This window comes from Actinomadura monticuli, from assembly GCF_041463655.1.
GTDB lineage: Bacteria > Actinomycetota > Actinomycetes > Streptosporangiales > Streptosporangiaceae > Spirillospora > Spirillospora monticuli.
Window position 1 is genome coordinate 189,770 of record NZ_JAXCEI010000012.1, and the last position, 16,037, is coordinate 205,806.

At 70.4% G+C, this 16,037-nt stretch carries 21 protein-coding genes and 1 pseudogene; 11 read left to right on the forward strand and 11 right to left on the reverse strand.

The window, feature by feature from the left end; all coding sequences use genetic code 11:
- Positions 1–239: 239 nt before the first annotated feature.
- Positions 240–518 (reverse strand): annotated as a pseudogene (locus SM611_RS26260) (thiamine pyrophosphate-binding protein); the annotation flags it as partial.
- A gap of 114 nt (positions 519–632) precedes the next feature.
- Between SM611_RS26260 and SM611_RS26265 the strand changes: the two are divergent.
- The 4 genes from SM611_RS26265 to fahA all read left to right on the forward strand — a co-directional run bounded on the left by SM611_RS26265 (position 633) and on the right by fahA (position 4,479).
- Positions 633–1,193 carry a MarR family winged helix-turn-helix transcriptional regulator gene (locus SM611_RS26265; RefSeq protein WP_371952650.1) on the forward strand — a complete coding sequence of 187 codons (561 nt, stop codon included), beginning with the start codon at positions 633–635 and terminating at the stop codon, positions 1,191–1,193.
- A gap of 78 nt (positions 1,194–1,271) precedes the next feature.
- Positions 1,272–2,480: a homogentisate 1,2-dioxygenase gene (locus tag SM611_RS26270; RefSeq protein ID WP_371952652.1), complete on the forward strand. Its 1,209-nt coding sequence runs from the start codon at positions 1,272–1,274 to the stop codon at positions 2,478–2,480.
- Entirely contained in the window at positions 2,477–3,316 is an 840-nt protein-coding gene (locus tag SM611_RS26275; protein ID WP_371952654.1) for a hypothetical protein, read from the forward strand. Before SM611_RS26270 ends, SM611_RS26275 begins: the two co-directional genes overlap by 4 nt.
- Positions 3,313–4,479 carry a fumarylacetoacetase gene (fahA, locus tag SM611_RS26280; protein ID WP_371952656.1) on the forward strand — a complete coding sequence of 389 codons (1,167 nt, stop codon included), beginning with the start codon at positions 3,313–3,315 and terminating at the stop codon, positions 4,477–4,479. Before SM611_RS26275 ends, fahA begins: the two co-directional genes overlap by 4 nt.
- 172 nt (positions 4,480–4,651) lie before the next feature.
- Here fahA and SM611_RS26285 read toward each other — a convergent pair whose 3' ends face one another.
- From SM611_RS26285 to SM611_RS26295, 3 genes are all read right to left on the reverse strand, one after another.
- A complete protein-coding gene (locus SM611_RS26285) occupies positions 4,652–4,873 on the reverse strand; it encodes a hypothetical protein (protein ID WP_371952657.1) in 222 nt (73 codons plus the stop codon).
- 75 nt (positions 4,874–4,948) lie between these two features.
- The gene (locus SM611_RS26290) at positions 4,949–6,376 is read right to left on the reverse strand and encodes a hypothetical protein (protein WP_371952659.1); all 1,428 of its coding nucleotides are present in this window, start codon (positions 6,374–6,376) and stop codon (positions 4,949–4,951) included.
- A 232-nt stretch (positions 6,377–6,608) separates the two neighbouring features.
- A complete protein-coding gene (locus SM611_RS26295; protein WP_371952660.1) occupies positions 6,609–6,893 on the reverse strand; it encodes a hypothetical protein in 285 nt (94 codons plus the stop codon).
- Positions 6,894–7,082: 189 nt separating this feature from the next.
- Between SM611_RS26295 and SM611_RS26300 the strand changes: the two genes are divergently transcribed.
- Both SM611_RS26300 and SM611_RS26305 read left to right on the forward strand, forming a co-directional pair.
- Entirely contained in the window at positions 7,083–7,835 is a 753-nt protein-coding gene (locus SM611_RS26300) for an arsenate reductase/protein-tyrosine-phosphatase family protein (protein WP_371952662.1), read from the forward strand.
- The gene (locus SM611_RS26305) at positions 7,828–8,205 is read left to right on the forward strand and encodes a VOC family protein (RefSeq protein WP_371952664.1); all 378 of its coding nucleotides are present in this window, start codon (positions 7,828–7,830) and stop codon (positions 8,203–8,205) included. Before SM611_RS26300 ends, SM611_RS26305 begins: the two co-directional genes overlap by 8 nt.
- Positions 8,206–8,209: 4 nt before the next feature.
- On the opposite strand, the gene SM611_RS26310 is transcribed toward SM611_RS26305, so the two are convergent.
- Entirely contained in the window at positions 8,210–8,794 is a 585-nt protein-coding gene (locus tag SM611_RS26310) for a TIGR03086 family metal-binding protein (protein WP_371952666.1), read from the reverse strand.
- Between the two features lie 77 nt (positions 8,795–8,871).
- Between SM611_RS26310 and SM611_RS26315 the strand changes: the two genes are divergently transcribed.
- Both SM611_RS26315 and SM611_RS26320 read left to right on the forward strand, forming a co-directional pair.
- Positions 8,872–10,038 (forward strand): acyl-CoA dehydrogenase family protein, encoded by a 1,167-nt coding sequence (locus SM611_RS26315; RefSeq protein ID WP_371952668.1) that lies wholly within the window; start codon positions 8,872–8,874, stop codon positions 10,036–10,038.
- A 27-nt stretch (positions 10,039–10,065) separates the two neighbouring features.
- Positions 10,066–10,608 (forward strand): TetR/AcrR family transcriptional regulator, encoded by a 543-nt coding sequence (locus SM611_RS26320; protein WP_371952670.1) that lies wholly within the window; start codon positions 10,066–10,068, stop codon positions 10,606–10,608.
- A gap of 34 nt (positions 10,609–10,642) precedes the next feature.
- Here the strand turns inward: SM611_RS26320 and SM611_RS26325 are convergent, their stop codons facing one another.
- Together SM611_RS26325 and SM611_RS26330 are read right to left on the reverse strand one after the other, a co-directional pair.
- Complete coding sequence (locus SM611_RS26325; RefSeq protein ID WP_371952672.1) at positions 10,643–10,843, reverse strand: hypothetical protein; 201 nt, start codon at positions 10,841–10,843, stop codon at positions 10,643–10,645.
- An 87-nt stretch (positions 10,844–10,930) separates the two neighbouring features.
- Positions 10,931–11,914 carry an alpha/beta fold hydrolase gene (locus tag SM611_RS26330; protein WP_371952673.1) on the reverse strand — a complete coding sequence of 328 codons (984 nt, stop codon included), beginning with the start codon at positions 11,912–11,914 and terminating at the stop codon, positions 10,931–10,933.
- A gap of 101 nt (positions 11,915–12,015) precedes the next feature.
- On the opposite strand from SM611_RS26330, the gene SM611_RS26335 reads away from it, so the two are divergent.
- Entirely contained in the window at positions 12,016–12,528 is a 513-nt protein-coding gene (locus SM611_RS26335; protein ID WP_371952675.1) for a nuclear transport factor 2 family protein, read from the forward strand.
- Between the two features lie 4 nt (positions 12,529–12,532).
- Here SM611_RS26335 and SM611_RS26340 read toward each other — a convergent pair whose 3' ends face one another.
- Positions 12,533–12,976, reverse strand: a complete 444-nt coding sequence (locus SM611_RS26340; RefSeq protein ID WP_371952677.1) for a carboxymuconolactone decarboxylase family protein — start codon at positions 12,974–12,976, stop codon at positions 12,533–12,535.
- A gap of 79 nt (positions 12,977–13,055) precedes the next feature.
- The gene (locus SM611_RS26345; protein ID WP_371952679.1) at positions 13,056–13,535 is read right to left on the reverse strand and encodes an RrF2 family transcriptional regulator; all 480 of its coding nucleotides are present in this window, start codon (positions 13,533–13,535) and stop codon (positions 13,056–13,058) included.
- Between the two features lie 98 nt (positions 13,536–13,633).
- On the opposite strand from SM611_RS26345, the gene SM611_RS26350 reads away from it, so the two are divergent.
- On the forward strand, positions 13,634–14,161 hold the full coding sequence (locus SM611_RS26350) for a GNAT family N-acetyltransferase (protein ID WP_371952729.1): 528 nt from the start codon (positions 13,634–13,636) through the stop codon (positions 14,159–14,161).
- Between the two features lie 15 nt (positions 14,162–14,176).
- On the opposite strand, the gene SM611_RS26355 is transcribed toward SM611_RS26350, so the two are convergent.
- The gene (locus SM611_RS26355) at positions 14,177–14,701 is read right to left on the reverse strand and encodes a DinB family protein (protein WP_371952680.1); all 525 of its coding nucleotides are present in this window, start codon (positions 14,699–14,701) and stop codon (positions 14,177–14,179) included.
- A gap of 180 nt (positions 14,702–14,881) precedes the next feature.
- Between SM611_RS26355 and SM611_RS26360 the strand changes: the two genes are divergently transcribed.
- Entirely contained in the window at positions 14,882–15,073 is a 192-nt protein-coding gene (locus SM611_RS26360) for a hypothetical protein (RefSeq protein ID WP_371952682.1), read from the forward strand.
- A 202-nt stretch (positions 15,074–15,275) separates the two neighbouring features.
- Here SM611_RS26360 and SM611_RS26365 read toward each other — a convergent pair whose 3' ends face one another.
- A complete protein-coding gene (locus SM611_RS26365; RefSeq protein ID WP_371952684.1) occupies positions 15,276–15,968 on the reverse strand; it encodes a class I SAM-dependent methyltransferase in 693 nt (230 codons plus the stop codon).
- Positions 15,969–16,037 lie beyond the last annotated feature (69 nt).

Below are 16,037 nucleotides of genomic sequence, written 5' to 3' on the forward strand. Positions count from 1 at the left end.
TCGCCGGCCGGCGCGGCGGCGTCCTTGCCCGCGGTGTCGCCGGACATCGTCAGCACGGCGACGCCGCCGTGCCCGATCGCGTGCTGGATCGCGATCCGCAGGACGCGCGGCATCTGCTCCGGCGTGTTGATCATCTCGCAGTAGTGGCTGCACTCGACGAACAGCCGCTCCGGGTGGGTCTCCTGGAAGTAGCCGGTGCCGATCTGCACGTTCGGGATCTGCGACGCCAGCGCCAGCACCGGCGCCCCCGAGCGGTGCGCGTCGTAGAGGCCCTGGATCAGGTGCGTGTTCCCGGGGCCGCAACTGCCCGCGCACACGGCCAGGCGTCCCGTGGTCTGGGCCTCGGCCGCCGCCGCGAACGCGCCCGCCTCCTCGTTGCGGACGTGCACCCAGTCGATGCCGTCCGTCCGGCGGATGGCGTCCACGACCGGGTTGAGGCTGTCGCCGACCACGCCGTACACGCGCCGCACGCCCGCCTGCCGCAGCACCTCGATGAACTGGTCGGCGACGGTCGCCATCGTCCCCCCTGATCTCCCGGCCCCGTAGGAGATGCCCGATGATCTCCCCCTGACACCCCGGCCGCCCGCCGGGTTAAATAGTCAATCCATGAATCAGATGTGGGGTGCGAGGCGATGGACACGGACGGTGAACCGGACGACGGACGGGACAGCGGGCGTGACGATCCCGACTTCTGGACGTTCGTCGATCTCGCCGGGCGGCGCCTGTCGGAGGAGTTCGGCTTCCCGGACCGGCTCGCGACCAGGCTGCTGCTGACCCTCAACCGGGCCTCCGCGATCGTCACCTACGACCTGGAGTCCACGGTGCACCGGCCGCGCGGGCACTCGTGGGCGGGGTTCCGGCTGCTGTTCGTGACCTGGCTCGCCGGGCCGCTGGAGCCGGGCCGCGCCGCCACCCTCGCCGGGATGAGCCGGGCCGCCGTGTCCAACCTCGCGAAGACGCTGGTCGCGGACCGGATGATGGCCCGCAAGCCGGGCGAGCGGGACGGCCGGTCGGTGATCCTGTCGCTGACCGAGCGGGGCCGCGGCGCGATGCTGGAGATCTTCGCGGGCCAGCACGAGCGCGAGCGGCAGTGGGCGGCCGCGCTGACCGAGACCGAGCAGCAGATGCTGATCATGCTGCTGGACAAGCTCATCGCGGGCCGGACCCGCTTCGACGTGCGCGAGCGCAGTTAGCCCTTCCCTGGACGGGAGAAGAGTCGTAGTGTCGGGGCAAAGTAGTTCATGCATTAACCATCATCGGAGGCGAGGGACATGGCCCACTACCGCCGGGTCGGCCACGTGCCGCCGAAACGCCATACCCAGCACCGTCACGTCGGCCACGGGGACGGCGAGGAGCGGCTCCACTTCGAGGAACTGATGGGCGAGGAGGGGTTCTCGTCCGACTCGTCCCTGCTGTACCACCGGGAGATCCCGTCGGCGATCGTCGACTCCCGGCCCTGGGACGTCCCGGACATGGCGACCACCCCCAACCATCCGCTCAAGCCGCGCCACCTGAAGCTGCACGAGCTGTTCCCCAAGGAGATCTGGGCCGACACCGACGCCGTCACCGGGCGCCGGGTCATCCTCGCCAACAACGACGTGCGCCTCTCCTACGTCGTGTCGGCGGCCGACTCGCCCCTGTACCGCAACGCGACCGGCGACGAGATCGTCTACATCGAGTCGGGCACCGCCACCGTCGAGACGATCTTCGGTTCCTTGGACGCCGAGCAGGGCGACTACGTCGTCATCCCGACGTCCACCACGCACCGCTGGCTGCCGACCGGCGACCAGCCGCTGCGCGCCTACGCCATCGAGGCGACCGGCCACATCGCGCCGCCCAAGCGCTACCTCTCCCGCTACGGCCAGTTCCTGGAGAACGCCCCGTACTGCGAACGCGACCTGCACGGCCCGTCCGAGCCGCTCCTCTCCGCCGCCACCGACGTCGAGGTCCTGGTCAAGCACCGCACCTCGCGCGGCATCGTCGGTACCCGCATGACCTACGCGCGGCACCCGTTCGACGTCGTCGGCTGGGACGGCTGCCTGTACCCGTTCACGTTCAGCGTCCACGACTTCGAGCCGATCACGGGCCGCGTCCACCAGCCGCCGCCCGTCCACCAGGTGTTCGAGGGCCACAACTTCGTCGTCTGCAACTTCGTGCCGCGCAAGGTGGACTACCACCCGCTGTCCATCCCGGTGCCCTACTACCACTCCAACGTCGACTCCGACGAGATCATGTTCTACTGCGGCGGCGACTACGAGGCGCGCAAGGGCTCCGGCATCGGGCAGGGGTCCGTCTCCGTCCACCCGGGCGGCCTGGCGCACGGGCCGCAGCCCGGCGCCTACGAGCGCAGCATCGGCGTCGAGTTCTTCGACGAGCTCGCCGTCATGGTCGACACCTTCCACCCCCTTGAACTCGGCGAAGGCGGCCTGGCCTGCGAAGACCCCGGCTACGCCTGGACGTGGGCGGGCGGCGAGCGATGATCCCCGCGTTCGCCCTCGGCCTGTGCGACGACGCCGCCGTCTTCCCGCCCGGCCTCGCGCCGCTCGCCGAGGCCGTCCCGACCCACCGCGCGCACCGCGCGGCCCCGTACGCCGGCCTCGTCGGCACCCTCGTCCTGCCGGCGACGGCGCTGGAGGACGCGTACCCGCTGCTGCGCGACGGCGCGCCGCTCGACCTGTCGATCACCGCGCCGGGCGGCCCGTGCCAGGCCGCGAAGGCCCTGGCCACGGCCGCCGACATGCCCGTCCGCGTGCGCGGCCTGGAGGTCGCCGTCCCGCCCGGCATGCGGCCGGACGAGTTCTTCCGCCTCCTCGGCGGCACCGACGTGCCCGTCTACGTCGAGATCCCGCGCGACGACCGCCGCGCCGCGATGATCGCCGCGGTCGCCGCCCGCCGGCACCGCGCGAAGTTCCGCACCGGCGGCGTGAAGGCCCATCTGTACCCGAGCCCGGACGAACTGGCCGCCGCGATCGTCTCGGTCGTGAACGCCCGGCTGCCGTTCAAGGCGACGGCGGGGCTGCACCATCCCGTCCGCAACACCGACCCGGAGACCGGCTTCCACCAGCACGGCTTCCTGAACCTGCTGCTCGCGACCGACGCGGCCCTGCGCGGCCGGACCGCCGCGGACCTGGCCGCGATCCTCGCCGACCGCGACGCCCCGTCCGTCGCGACCCGCGTGCGCGCCCTCGGCGAGGCCCGCGCGATCGCCGCCCGCGGCCGCTTCCTGTCCTTCGGGACGTGCAGCATCACCGACCCCCTGAACGAACTCGCGGACCTCGGCCTGCTCGCGTCCGCGCTCCAGGAGACCACCCGATGACCCGCATCGCGATCCCCGAAGGCTCCCTGTTCGGGCTCGCCAACCTCCCGTACGGCGTTTTCTCCCTCCCCGGTCAGGAACCCCGCGTGGGCGTCCGCGTGGCCGACTCCGTCGTGGACCTGGCCCTGGGCCTCGGCGACGACGTGTTCGCCGCCCCGTCCCTGAACCCCTTCATGGCACAGGGCCACGCACGCTGGGTGGAGGTCCGCGAACAGATCCTCGACCTGGTCTCGGACGAAATCCCGGACGAGGCCGTCCACCCGCTCGACGCCGTCACCCTGCACATGCCGTTCGAGGTGGCCGATTACGTCGACTTCTACGCGTCCGAACACCACGCGTCGAACCTGGGCCGCCTGTTCCGTCCCGGCTCCGAACCGTTGATGCCGAACTGGAAACACCTCCCGGTCGGCTACCACGGCCGCGCCGGCACGGTCATCCCGTCCGGAACGGACATCGTCCGCCCGTCCGGCCAGCGCAAGGGCGAAGAGGCCCCCACCTTCGGCGAGAGCCGCCGCCTGGACATCGAGGCGGAAGTCGGCTTTGTAGTGGGCACAGGCTCACCCCTCGGGACACCCGTCTCCACAGAAGACTTCTCGGAACGGGTCTTCGGCGTCGTCCTGGTCAACGACTGGTCGGCCCGCGACATCCAGGCATGGGAGTACGTCCCCCTCGGGCCGTTCCTAGGGAAGAGCTTCGCGACGTCCATCTCCCATTGGGTCGTCCCCCTCCTCGCCTTGGAAGCCGCCCGCGTAGCCACCCCGCCCCAAGACCCGGAACCGCTCCCCTACCTCCACGAGAAGAACCCGTGGGGCCTGGACCTGACCCTGGAAATCCGGTGGAACGGCCACGTCGTCTCCCGCCCGCCCTACCGCGAGATGTACTGGTCCCCGGCCCAGATGCTCGCGCACATGACGGTGAACGGCGCCTCGTCCCGCACCGGCGACCTGTACGCGTCCGGCACGGTCTCCGGCCCCGCCAAGGACCAGCGAGGCGCCTTCATAGAACTGACCTGGGGCGGCAAGGAACCCATCGCAGTGGGTGGCGAACCCCGCACCTTCCTAGAGGACGGCGACGAGGTGACCATCACCGCGACCGCCCCGGGCCCGTCCAACACTCGCCTGGGCTTCGGCGAAGTCACGGGCCGCGTCCTCCCCGCCCCCTGACCAAGAGCCGGCGGACCAAAGTGCGCCGGCTACGGTCTCGCCGTCCCCGTCGGGAGGCGGGGCTGCTCATCTCGCCGTCGCCCTCCTCAGGACGCCGCTCGGCGCCTCCTCCTCCGTTGACCTGCGGCATGTTGTTGTTATGGCGGCTTCTATAACAACGACACGCCGCAGGTCAACGAACCGCCATGAAGATCATCGAAGGTGCGGGGAGGTGGACGCAGCCGACCGGACCGGCCAACGCCTGGGTGGAGCAGTTGAGGGTGCCGGACGTATCGGCGGGAACGTATTGCATCCCGGCCGGGATCGGAACACCGTCCACCAGATTCCGGAACTCATCGGACGCCGGCCTCCTCGCGGCAAGGGGGATCCGCCGCCCGTCGAACTCGAACTCCACGCCCGCCAACCCAGTGCCCGGCGAGGGACGGCCAAGCCCCGATCCGCATCTCGGCGGCGGATCGTCTGATGGTCGTCAGGTGCCCAGGACGCCGAGGATGGACGCCACGATCGCGGAGGCCGGGCCGGCTATGTCAGCGGCCTGGGTGAGGCCCGTGCGGAGCATCTCCAGTTTCGTCTTCGCGGCCGCCTCGTCGGGTTCGGCCCGGTCCAGGTCGACGGCCACGCCCTGGATGACGTTGGCCGCCTCCTCCTTGTCCTCGTCGGGCAGATCGGCACTGGACAGGACGAGACGCAGCAGCTCGGCCAGATGCTCCTGCCCGGCCAACGCCGAATGGGTGTTCTGGAAATCGTGGATGACCGTGTCGACCGGACGATTGATGAACGTGGTCTGGCCGTGGAAATTGAAGTTCTCAACCATGGTGGCGCCGCTCTCGACGATGGCCGTGCAGCCGTTGAGGATGTAGGTGTTCTCGCGCCTGCGGAAGATCGGCTTAGCGAGTGACCGCTGGATGCGCTCTTCCGCGCGGGCGACGCGCTCGAACGCCACCTGGTCGATGCCCGTCGAGTTGCCGTCGGCGGTCAAGGGAAGGTCGCTTTCCCTCGGGTAGAGCGCGCTGGAGAGGCGGTACGGGTCGGGCGGGGCGTCGAGCGCTCGCAGGATCTCGCCGAACAGCTTGCGCAGGTATTTCGCAGAGACCTTTTCGATGGGGAACACGATCCGGTTCTCCATCGCGTCGGCCCGCAGCAGGACGAGGCACGGCAGCCGCTCCGGATCGATGCCGAGGGTGCGTGCGATGTCGTAGGCGAGGTGGCGCTCGTAGGGCTTCCATTTGAGCCAGCGCAGGGTGTTGAAGACCCGGTACAGCTCGGGTTCGAGGTTGTCGCGCCAGTAGCGCTTCGTCGCCGGCCAGTTCGCCGGACGTTCAAGGACGAACAACCTGAATATCGGGCCCGACAGGGCATTCAACTCATCGAAGTGCGTGCGGACGTAAGTGGCCAGTTCGGCATCCGCGTCGGTGTAGAGGAGGATTCCCCACAGCCGGGGCAGTGACCGGGGCGATGGTGAGCGCGAGCCCAGTTGCAGACTGCGGAACAATGCCTGCGGATCAGGCGCGGGCCCCATGGAGTAGGCGGCGGTCGGCGTGTGTTCGATGCACAGGACGACGGTGTCGCCATCGCACAGCCCAGCCTGCTCCACCGTTGTGTGCTCGGGGTAGTTCTCGCCATCCGTGTCGTGAAGCCACACACGGATGATCTCTCCGCTTCTGAAGCAGTGCCGGGCGTAGTCGCCGGACTCGGGACCGGGATCTTCGGCGGGTCGGGCGAGGTCGTGCTCGCGAGCGGTCTCGAGGGCCAGGGAGGTCAGTTCGGCGATCGGCGACTGCGGAGAGACCGTGACCTCCACCGTCTTGCCGAACCCGGCCCGGTCCAGTTCACGCCACCGGGCCGTCATGTCCGCCGGAGCCGTCCGGCCGGATGAAAAGGTCGCCATATCCTCCATGCGGTGCGTGAGACGGGCACCAAATGGTCCGTAGAATGCGGCCCAATCACCTTCTCTGACGGCGACCATTAAGCGGAGATCCTCCACCGGCACTCCCGTCCGTCACTCTTCGGTAACTACATGATGGAGTCGACGATACACGGATAGTCGCCTTGGTGCAGCCGAGCCACTGGAAGAGGCCTCGGCCGCGGAACCGGCCTACCGTCCCGCGGCCGATTCGCGGCCTCTCAGATCAGGCGCTCTGGCGCTTGCCGAACACTGCGCTGAAGAACCTGAAGAGCATGAGCACCGGCAGAATGAAGGCGTAGAAGAACATGAAGTACTCGCCGCCGTCGAAGATGAACCCCAGGTACACGGCGTAGCCGAGGAACCCCACTCCGAAGGCGAGGTTGAGCAGCCTTTCACCGATGCTCTGACCGCCGCCGATGGCCGCCATGAGAAGCATGGCGACACCCGAGACCAGTAGAAACACTACGTACCATGAGAATGCGGCATCCGCGCCGAAGTCGATATTCATCCTGTCCTTTCGAATTTGTGCGGCAAAGCTGGATGATCATAGCGGGCGGCGACTTGTGGATCTTCGGCTGACCAGATCAGGCCACTTCCGGCCGCTCTTCGTCAGGGGACTGCTCGACACGGTGCCGGGCGGCGCGATGCCGCACCTCGTCCAAAGTGCATCAAACCGTCTTGATGTATACTGAGTGCCGTGGGCTCTTCTGATCACGGTGCTCCGAGCTTCGTGCGGCTGGCCGCGCATCCGCTGCGGTGGCGGCTGCTGAGCGAGCTGTCCGCCGGCGACTACCAGGTCCGCGAGCTGGTGGAGCTGGTGGGCGAACCGCAGAACCTGGTCTCCTACCATCTGCGGCAGCTGCGCGACGGCGCGCTCGTCACCGCGCGGCGCAGCAGTTTCGACGCCCGGCAGACCTACTACCACCTCGATCTGGAGCGCTGCGCGCAGGAGCTGGCCGCGACCGGCGCCGCCCTGCACCCCGCGCTGCGGCTCGGCCCGGTCGCGCCCGCGATCGGGACGGCCCGTCCGTCCGCCGTGCTGTTCACCTGCACCGGCAACAGCGCCCGTTCACCGATCGCCGAGGCCCTGCTGCGGCATCACGGCGGCGGGCGCGTCGAGGTGGCCAGCGCCGGCAGCCATCCCCGGCGGCAACTGCACCCGGAGGCCGTCCAGGTGCTGCGCGAGCGCTACGGCATCGATCTCACCGGCCGGCCCCGGCATCTGGACGCCGTGGCCGACCGCCGGTTCGACTACGTGATCACGTTGTGCGACAAGGTCCGCGAGGTCTGCCCCGACTTCCGCGACCGGCCGCGACGCGTCCACTGGAGCATCCCCGACCCGGCCGCAACGGACGGCGACGCCTTCGTCCGCGCGGCGGACGAGATCGACACCCGCGTCCGCTACCTGCTGCCCCGGCTCGCCAACCACGAGAGGTCCGAGAATGACTGAATCCGACCAGTTCGCAAGCGTCCGCTACATCGTCGACGACGTCCGGGCCGCCATCGAGTTCTACACCGCCCACCTCGGCTTCACGCTGCGCACCAACCCGGCGCCCGCCTTCGCGGACGTGGTGCGCGGGCCGCTGCGGCTGCTCCTGTCCGGGCCGGGCAGCTCCGGCGCCCGCGCCACGCCCGAGTCCGCCTCCGCCGGGCGCAACCGCATCCATCTCGCCGTCGACGATCTCGACGGCGAGATGGACCGGCTGCGCGCCGCCGGGGTCGATTTCCTCGGCGAGGTGGTCTCCGGCCCCGGCGGGCGCCAGATCCTGCTCACCGACCCGGCCGGCAACCTCGTCGAGATCTTCGAACCCGCCGCCTGACCGGTCATCCCCGGACCGGACGGCCCAGCAGGGCGGCGAGCCGGGTCACGGGCGGGGCGTCGGCCGGCGCCGGCCGCGGCGGGCCGAACGGGGACCGGCCCGCCGGGACGTCGGCGAGCTTCGCCCGGGTGAACTCCAGGACGCGCTCGACGACGTCGTCCGGGAAGCGGACGGCCTGCCCGGTGGCCTGGGCCAGGTCCCAGCCGTGGACGATGGCCTCGACGGAGCGCATGTGCGCGGCCGCGGCGCCGGGCACCGGGCCGACCGGGATCTGGATGATCTTCTCCAGGGCGCCCGGCCGGGACAGCTCCTCGATCAACTCGCGGGCCGCGGTCCGCTGGGCGGCCGCCGGGTCGTCGCCCAGCACGTCGGTGCTCCTCGGGTCGCGGGCGCTCGGCGGCGGCGGCTCCTCGCCGCGCAGCAGCGTCGTGAACAGGCGGTCGCCGCCGACCAGGTGCCCGACCAGGTGGCGGACGTTCCACTCCGGGCAGGGCGTCGGGTCGTCCCACTGGCCGGGGCGGACGCCCTCGACCAGGTCACCGGCCACCGCCAGCACGGCGGCGAGGTCTTCCACTGGAGCCAAGGTCATGACGTCCACGCTACTTCGGGCCTCCGACAGGGCGGGGCCTGGCCGTCGACCATACTTAAGGGTATGGTCTCCGTACTATGGAGTACGGAAACGAGATCGTGGAGCGCGTGCGAGAGCTCGCGCCCAAGCTGGCGGAGCGCGCCCAGGCGGCCGAGGCGGAGCGGCGGCTGCCCGACGAGACGATCGCTGACCTGGCCGCGGCCGGGCTGCTCGACATGCTCGTGCCGAAGCGGTTCGGCGGCGCCGAGCTGGAGTTCGAGGCGATGGCGGCGGCCTGCCGGGCGGCGGGCGCGGCCTGCGCCTCGACCGGCTGGCTGTCGGTCATCTACACCCTCCACAACTGGATGGTCGGGCTGTTCCCGGAGCAGGCCCAGGCCGAGGTGTGGGCCGACCGGTCGTACGCGCTGATCCCGTGCACGCTCTCGCCCAGCGGCACCGCCCAGCCCGTGGACGGCGGCCACACCGTCACCGGACGCTGGTCGTGGGGCAGCGGCGTCATGCACGCCGACCACGTGATGGTCATGGCGCTGGTCACCGTGGACGACTCGATCGAGCCGAGGCTGTTCCTGCTGCCCCGCGCGGACGTGACCGTCCACGACGTCTGGCACACGAGCGGGATGCGCGGCACGGGCAGCAACGACATCGAGGTGCCGGGCGTCTTCGTCCCCGCGCACCGCTCGGTGCCGCTGCTGGAGCTGACCGAGGGACGCTCGCCCGGATCGCACGTCCATCCCGGGGCGCTCTACCGCACGCCGCTCGTGCCCGTCTTCGCGCTGACCGGCGCCGCCCCCGTGCTCGGGGTGGCCGAGGGGGTGCTGGCCCGGTTCACCGAACGGACCAGGAAGCGGGTGATGAGCTACAGCGGGGAACGGCAGCGCGACCTCATGAGCGGCCAGATCAGGCTCGCCACCGCGTCCGCGGACCTGACCGCCGCCCGTCTCCTGCTGGACGACGCGCTGCGCGAGGTGACCGGGACCGTCGCCGCGGGCGGGACCCTGACGATGGCGCAGCGCGCGCGGGCCCGGCTGGTGGCCGCGCACGTCGCCGGGACGTCCCGCCGGGTCGTGAACGAGCTGTGCTCCGCGGCGGGCGCGAGCGCGCAGTTCAGCGACTCCCCGTTCCAGCGGGCGCAGCGGGATGTGAACACCATCTCCGGGCATGTGGTGTTCGACCCGGACGCGGCGTTCGCGCTCTACGGCAAGATCGAGCTGGGGATCGACCCCGGTCCGGTGACGCTGGTCTGAGCACCGCACGGCATTGACGGGAGGACGATGGCGCCCCGCACGAGAACGTCCAGGCGGGACTGGATCGAGGCCGCCTACCAGGAACTGGCCAGGGCCGGCGAGCGCGGCGTGACGATCAACGCGCTCGCGGCCCGGCTGGGCGTCACCAAGGGCAGCTTCTACTGGCATTTCACGGACCGTCCCGAGCTGATGCGCGCGCTGCTCGACCGGTGGGCGCACGAGCGGACGGACGAGATGCTGACCCTCGCCCTCGGCAGCACCGCGGACCCGCGCGAACGGCTGCGCCGCATCCAGGCGCTCGGCCGCGAGATCGGGCCGGTCGACCGGGCGATGCGGCTGTGGGCGCAGCACGAGCCCGCGGCCGAGAAGGCGGTGCGGCACGCCGACCAGGCGCTCCTCGGGCACATCGCCGCGTGCCTGGAGGGGCTCGGGTTCGGCGGCGCGGACGCGGAGCTGCGGGCGCTGCTGATGCTGCGCGCGTGGGTGGGCGGCTACCTGATGCCCGGCGAGGGCAGCCCTGACCTGTCGGAACGCACGCTGGAGATCCTGCTGGCACCACCTGGCGGCTGAGCCGCCAAGGCCCAGTGGCACCCGGGGCCGGTGGTCAGTCGTCCTTTCCCGGATGGTCGCTGGCGCCCGTCCCGCGGCGGCGGATGCGTCCCTCGATGTCCTTCTCGGCGTCGGCGGTGCTCGGGCCCGCGTCCGTGTCGAGGTGGCCGGGGGCATTGCTCGCCCCCGTCCCCACACGGTGGATGCGCCGCTTCATGTCCGCTTCGACGTCCTGGCCGGTCTGCTGCTGGTTCATCTCGGCCCCCCGTGTCCGGATGATGCTCAGATCCCGGCGCTTCGGGCGCGCCGGCCATGGTGCTCTTGCTACCCCGCCGACCCGTGCTTACGCCCAGGTAAGCCCGGCAAGGAAGGCGAGCATGGCCTCGTTGACCTCGTCGGCGGCCTCCATCTGGACGAAATGGCCCGCGCCTTCGACGATGTGGACGTCCTGTAGGCCCGGCACGAGGCTTTCCATCTGCTTCAGGGCACCAGACCCCATCATCTGCAGGACGGGGTCGCGCTCGCCCACGAGGAACATCGTGGGAACGGTGACGGGCTCGTCCGGACGGCTCTGCTTCTCTCTCCAGACGTGGTCGTAGGCCCGGTACCAATTGAGTCCACCGGTGAAGCCCGTCCGGCTGAACTCGTCGACGTAGTGGGCGAACTCGTCCTGCGACAGCCACGGCCAGGGCAGGGGCGGCGCCTCCGGCAGGACATCGAGGTATCCGTTGCCCTCACTGGGGTGCTGCCAGATGTCGAGGTACCGGTATCCGCCGCTGAGCGCCCAGAACACGTTCGCCAGGAAGCGCTCCGGCGCCGCCCCCAACTCTTCGTCTGCGGGCCCCTCCTCCTGGAAGTAGTGCACATGGACGAAGTGCTGCTCCGCCATGCGCGCATAAAGCTCGGTGGGCGGACGCGCCGAAACCGGCATGCGCGGCACGCTCAACTGCATCAGCGCCTTGACTCGTCCGGGGGCCCACTGGGGCAGGTCCCAGACGAGCGCGGCTCCGAAGTCGTGCCCGACGAAGACGGCCTCCTCGATGCCGAGCCCGTCCAGGAGGCCCACCATGTCGGCCACCGTGTGCCTACGGCCGTAGTCCGCCGGCGACGCGGGACGGCCACTGCGTCCGTACCCGCGCATGTCGACCGCGACGGCCCGGTAGCCGGCCTCCGCCAGCACCGGGAGCTGATGCCGCCAGCTGTACCAGAGCCCCGGGAACCCGTGGCACAGGACGACCGGCGCCCCCTCCCCCTGCTCCGCCGCGTGCAGCGCGATGCCGCCGACGTCGAGCATCCGGTGCCGGACGTTCTCCTCGCCAAGGCTCATACCGACGATCCTCGGCGTCCCGCCCGCCGCGCTCCGCTCCCCTCCCGTTCACCGGGACACCGCTGGACGCGCCGTCCGCCACCGGACGAGAGTCGGTGACCATGCCGAGTCCCGACAACGCGGAGCACCTCGCGGAGCGCATCGCCCGCCTGGAGGCCATCGAGGACATCAAGGCCCTCAAGCACCGCTACCTGCGGGCCTGCGACGCCAAGGACCCGAAGGAGTTCCGGGCTTGCTTCATCGCCTCCGGCGCCTCGATCGACTACGGCCGGCTCGGCACGTTCGCCGACGCGGACGGCATCGCCCAGGTCTTCGAACGGATCGCCCTTCAGAAGGTCGACGGCAGGAACGTCATCCTCGACATGCACCACGCGACGCACCCGGACATCGCCATCCACGGCGAGACGAGCGCGTCCGGCCGCTGGACGCTGAAGTTCCGCCAGGTCAACCTGCTCGAAGGCACCGAGACCGTCGCCACCGGCGAGTACGAAGACGAGTACGTCGTCGAGGACGGCCGCTGGAAGATGTCGAAATGCCACTTCACCCGCTACTGGTCGATCACCCGCCCGATCGGCGCGGACTGCCGCGTCGACCAGGCGGACGGGGACGCGTAGCGGGTCAGGCGGCGGGGTTGCGCACGGTCACGTTGATCCTGTTCCACGCGTTGATCGCCGCGATCACCATGACGAGCGCGGCGAGGGACTCCTCGTCGTAGTGGTCGGCGGCGTCGTTCCAGACGTCGTCCGGGACCCCGGCCGGGTTGTCGGCGAGGCGGGTGGCGGCCTCGGCCAGCGCGAGCGCCGCCCGCTCCTCGTCGGTGTAGTAGGGCGCCTCGCGCCAGGCCGCCACCGACCAGAGCCGCTCGTCGGTCTCGCCGGCCTTCTTCGCGTCGGCGGCGTGCATGCTGACGCAGAACGCGCACCCGTTGATCTGGCTGACACGGAGCCTGACCAGCTCCAGGGTGCTCTGGGGGACGCCGCTGCCGTTGATGTACGACTCCAGCGCGAGCATCGCCTTGTATCCGGCGGCGGCCGGCTTCATGACGCTCATTCGTGCCTGCATGGTGCTTCCCTTCCAGAAAACTGGATGTTCAATATCCAGAATTGGTCGATGGCCGGACGCCCGTCCGGGCCGGCGGTGATCAGGTCCGCAGGTTCGCGAACCAGGCGCGGGTCTCGCCGGGCGCGGACGGATTGCGGCGCTCCACCGTGGCGCGGATGTCGGCGAGGGTCTGCCCGGCCAGCTCCGCGCGCCACGCCATCTCCGCCCGCCGCATGGCCTGGGAGACGACGCACCGCCTGCGGTAGTCGACCCCCTCGTGCTCGCCGGGCCCCTGCCGCAGGATCTCCTCGCAGCGGAATGCCTCGTCCGGCCCCTCGATCGCCGCCACCACGTCCATCAGCGAGATGTCCTCGGGACGGCGCGCGAGCCGGAACCCACCGCGCGGCCCGGGGGTGGAGGTGAGGATCCCGGCGCGGGCGAGCGCCTGGAGCTGCTTGTTCAGGTAGGCCGGGGGCAGCTCGTAGAACGCCGCCATCCTGGCCGCCGGCACCGCCTCACCCGGCTCCAGCCAGGTCAGGTTGAGGCAGCTGTGGATCGCCCACTCGACCCCCTCGCTCATCCGCATGATCCTGGATATTAGACGTCCAGGATTGCCCTCCGCAACCCGGCCGCCGTCCGGGGCACCGGCGACCTGGGGTTAGAGTCCCGTTCGTGAGCCTGGTCAACCCCCGCTTCCGCGCCGCGACGCCGGCCGACGTCCCCGCGCTCGTCACGCTCGTCGAGTCGTCCTACCGCGGCGACTCCAGCCGCGCCGGATGGACCACCGAAGCCGACATCCTCGACGGCCGGCGCACCGACGCGGACATGGTCGCGGACGCCATGAGCGGCGACCGGCGCACGGTGCTCGTCGCCGAGGACGACGACGGCCCGATCGCCTGCTGCCAGCTGGAGAACCGGGACGGGCACGCCTATTTCGGCATGTTCGCGGTCGATCCCGTCCACCAGCGCGGCGGCCTCGGCAGCATGGTCCTCGCGGAGGCCGAGCGGCTGGCGCACGAGGAGTGGGGCGCGAAGGAGATGCACCTGACGGTGATCACCGTCCGCGAGGACATGATCGCCTGGTACGTCCGGCGCGGATACGTCCGGACCGGGGAGACGAGCCCGTTCCCCTACGGCGACGAGCGCTTCGGTCTCCCCAAGCGCGACGACCTGGAATTCGAACTCCTGGTGAAGACGCTCATCTGACCCGGCCCACAGGGCCTACTCGCCAGTCGCGCCGTCGGACAGCTCCCGGACGATGTCGAGTTGCCCGACGTGGCGGGCGTACTCCTGCAACACGTGGAACAGGATCCAGATCAGCGCCGGACGCTGCTCGGACGCACCGAACCCGCCGCCGGCACCCGCCTGATCCCGCAGGTCGGCGTCGACGACGATCGTGCGCGATCGTTCGCACTCGTCCAGGAAGAGCCGCCTGATCTCGTCGGCCGACTCGTCTGGAAGGACGTGCCAGCGCTGCGTGGCCGGCGCCTGTTCGCCCCAGACGTCGTCCACCTGCTCGGCGGCGAAACCCCAGCGGAACCAGCGCCGCTCGACGTACGCCAGGTGCTTGAGAAGGGCCAGCGGCGTCCACCCCGAGGGGAGCCGGCTGGTGCGCAGGTCGCCGTCCGGCATTCCGTCGAGCTTCCGCAGCAGGGCGGCGCGGTAGTAGTCGAGGTAGCCGAGCAGGAGTTCGCGCGTGCCGGTCAGCGTTGGCGGCGGCTCGGCCGCCGATTGTTCGTCCGTCATGCGGCGGACGATAAACCGCGCCGCCATGTGCCCGCGACGCGATTTCCGTACGCCCGCCCAGGCCACCTGGCGTCCATGCATTTGAGGGTTGACGGCATTGTAAATCGCCTGATCAGTGAGTGCTGTGCGCAAACCATCTACTGCGAATTCAATGACAGGATTCAAGGTGGAGGTGAGAGCGTGAAGTTCGTGCTTGAGGTCGACATGAGTGAAGGCGCCGTGGCCGCGGACGCCGAGAAGGAGCTGGGGCGGATTCTGCGGTACTGGGCGGGGAACGTCCGGCATTACGCGCTGACGGCCGGCGACGAGTCGGCCGTCTACGACTCCGACCACCGCGACGTGGGGCGCTGGCGGATCGTGGAGGGCCCCTGACCTGAAACGCCCGGCCGGGGGAGCCCGGCCGGGCGTTCCGCGGGGGGGGTCGCTCAGGTGAGGTTCTTCGGCCGGTACGCCTTGTACTGGCTGCCGCTGGACAGGCCGTACGTGCGGGTGCGGTGGTCACCCGCGAGGGGCCGGCCCCGGACGGCGGCCACCACGGCTGCCGCCCGTACAACCTCCGCGACGACGAGGTCGGCTAGGGGCGCGGCGGGGCGGGGATCAGCCGGAAGGCGATGAACGCCGGGAGCGCCTCCAGCTTGGCGTGGTCCTCGGGGTAGCGGTCGGCCATCTCGGGGACGGGACGCGGCTCCAGCAGCTCCTCGATGACGAAGCCGGCCGCGCGGAATTCGGCGCAGATCGACGTCAGGGAGCGGCGCCAGGCCCGGATGGGCCAGTCCCGGTCGGGGCTCAGCGACTCCTCGACGGGCTCTTGGGTGAAGTAGGAGCCGCCCAGCCGCATCCAGCTCATCGTCGGGTGCTCGGTGGACAGGACGACGGCGCCGCCGGGGTCCAGGATGCGGCGGAACTCCGACAGCAGCGCGACACGGTCGTCGATGTAGTGCAGGGCCAAGGCGAGGACGACGAGATCGCACGAACCGTCCGGAACCCAGGTCAGCGGCTGGGACAGGTCGTGGACGCGTAGGTCGGCATGTCCGTCCGTACGCGCCAGGGCCATCTCGACGAAAGTAGGGCTCACGTCGCAACCGGCCACGCGCGCCCCCCGGTCCAGCAGTTCGGCGGCGTACAGGCCAGGCCCGCAAGCGGCGTCGAAGACGGACGCCCCCGCCACGTCGCCGGCGAGGCCGAGCACGGCGGGCCGGTCGTAGAGGGCGTTGTAGGCGCTGTCCTCGGCGTGGACTGCATACTCGTGGGCGAAACGCTCATACATGGCGTTGATCGTGCCAGAAACGATCAACTCGTCCTGTCAGGAACACGGCCACACCCGGTCAGATCAACA

Excerpts from the sequence above, each read along its gene's own strand:
- SM611_RS26315 (WP_371952668.1), top strand. The coding sequence starts at position 8,872 with ATGGAGTACGGAAACGAGATCGTGGAGCGCGTGCGAGAGCTCGCGCCC.
- SM611_RS26330 (WP_371952673.1), bottom strand. The coding sequence starts at position 11,914 with ATGAGCCTTGGCGAGGAGAACGTCCGGCACCGGATGCTCGACGTCGGC.
- SM611_RS26325 (WP_371952672.1), bottom strand. The coding sequence starts at position 10,843 with ATGAACCAGCAGCAGACCGGCCAGGACGTCGAAGCGGACATGAAGCGG.
- SM611_RS26365 (WP_371952684.1), bottom strand. The coding sequence starts at position 15,968 with ATGTATGAGCGTTTCGCCCACGAGTATGCAGTCCACGCCGAGGACAGC.
- SM611_RS26310 (WP_371952666.1), bottom strand. The coding sequence starts at position 8,794 with ATGACCTTGGCTCCAGTGGAAGACCTCGCCGCCGTGCTGGCGGTGGCC.
- SM611_RS26320 (WP_371952670.1), top strand. The coding sequence starts at position 10,066 with ATGGCGCCCCGCACGAGAACGTCCAGGCGGGACTGGATCGAGGCCGCC.
- SM611_RS26295 (WP_371952660.1), bottom strand. The coding sequence starts at position 6,893 with ATGAATATCGACTTCGGCGCGGATGCCGCATTCTCATGGTACGTAGTG.
- SM611_RS26305 (WP_371952664.1), top strand. The coding sequence starts at position 7,828 with ATGACTGAATCCGACCAGTTCGCAAGCGTCCGCTACATCGTCGACGAC.
- SM611_RS26275 (WP_371952654.1), top strand. The coding sequence starts at position 2,477 with ATGATCCCCGCGTTCGCCCTCGGCCTGTGCGACGACGCCGCCGTCTTC.
- SM611_RS26340 (WP_371952677.1), bottom strand. The coding sequence starts at position 12,976 with ATGCAGGCACGAATGAGCGTCATGAAGCCGGCCGCCGCCGGATACAAG.
- fahA (WP_371952656.1), top strand. The coding sequence starts at position 3,313 with ATGACCCGCATCGCGATCCCCGAAGGCTCCCTGTTCGGGCTCGCCAAC.
- SM611_RS26290 (WP_371952659.1), bottom strand. The coding sequence starts at position 6,376 with ATGGAGGATATGGCGACCTTTTCATCCGGCCGGACGGCTCCGGCGGAC.
- SM611_RS26345 (WP_371952679.1), bottom strand. The coding sequence starts at position 13,535 with ATGAGCGAGGGGGTCGAGTGGGCGATCCACAGCTGCCTCAACCTGACC.
- SM611_RS26335 (WP_371952675.1), top strand. The coding sequence starts at position 12,016 with ATGCCGAGTCCCGACAACGCGGAGCACCTCGCGGAGCGCATCGCCCGC.
- SM611_RS26265 (WP_371952650.1), top strand. The coding sequence starts at position 633 with ATGGACACGGACGGTGAACCGGACGACGGACGGGACAGCGGGCGTGAC.
- SM611_RS26355 (WP_371952680.1), bottom strand. The coding sequence starts at position 14,701 with ATGACGGACGAACAATCGGCGGCCGAGCCGCCGCCAACGCTGACCGGC.
- SM611_RS26270 (WP_371952652.1), top strand. The coding sequence starts at position 1,272 with ATGGCCCACTACCGCCGGGTCGGCCACGTGCCGCCGAAACGCCATACC.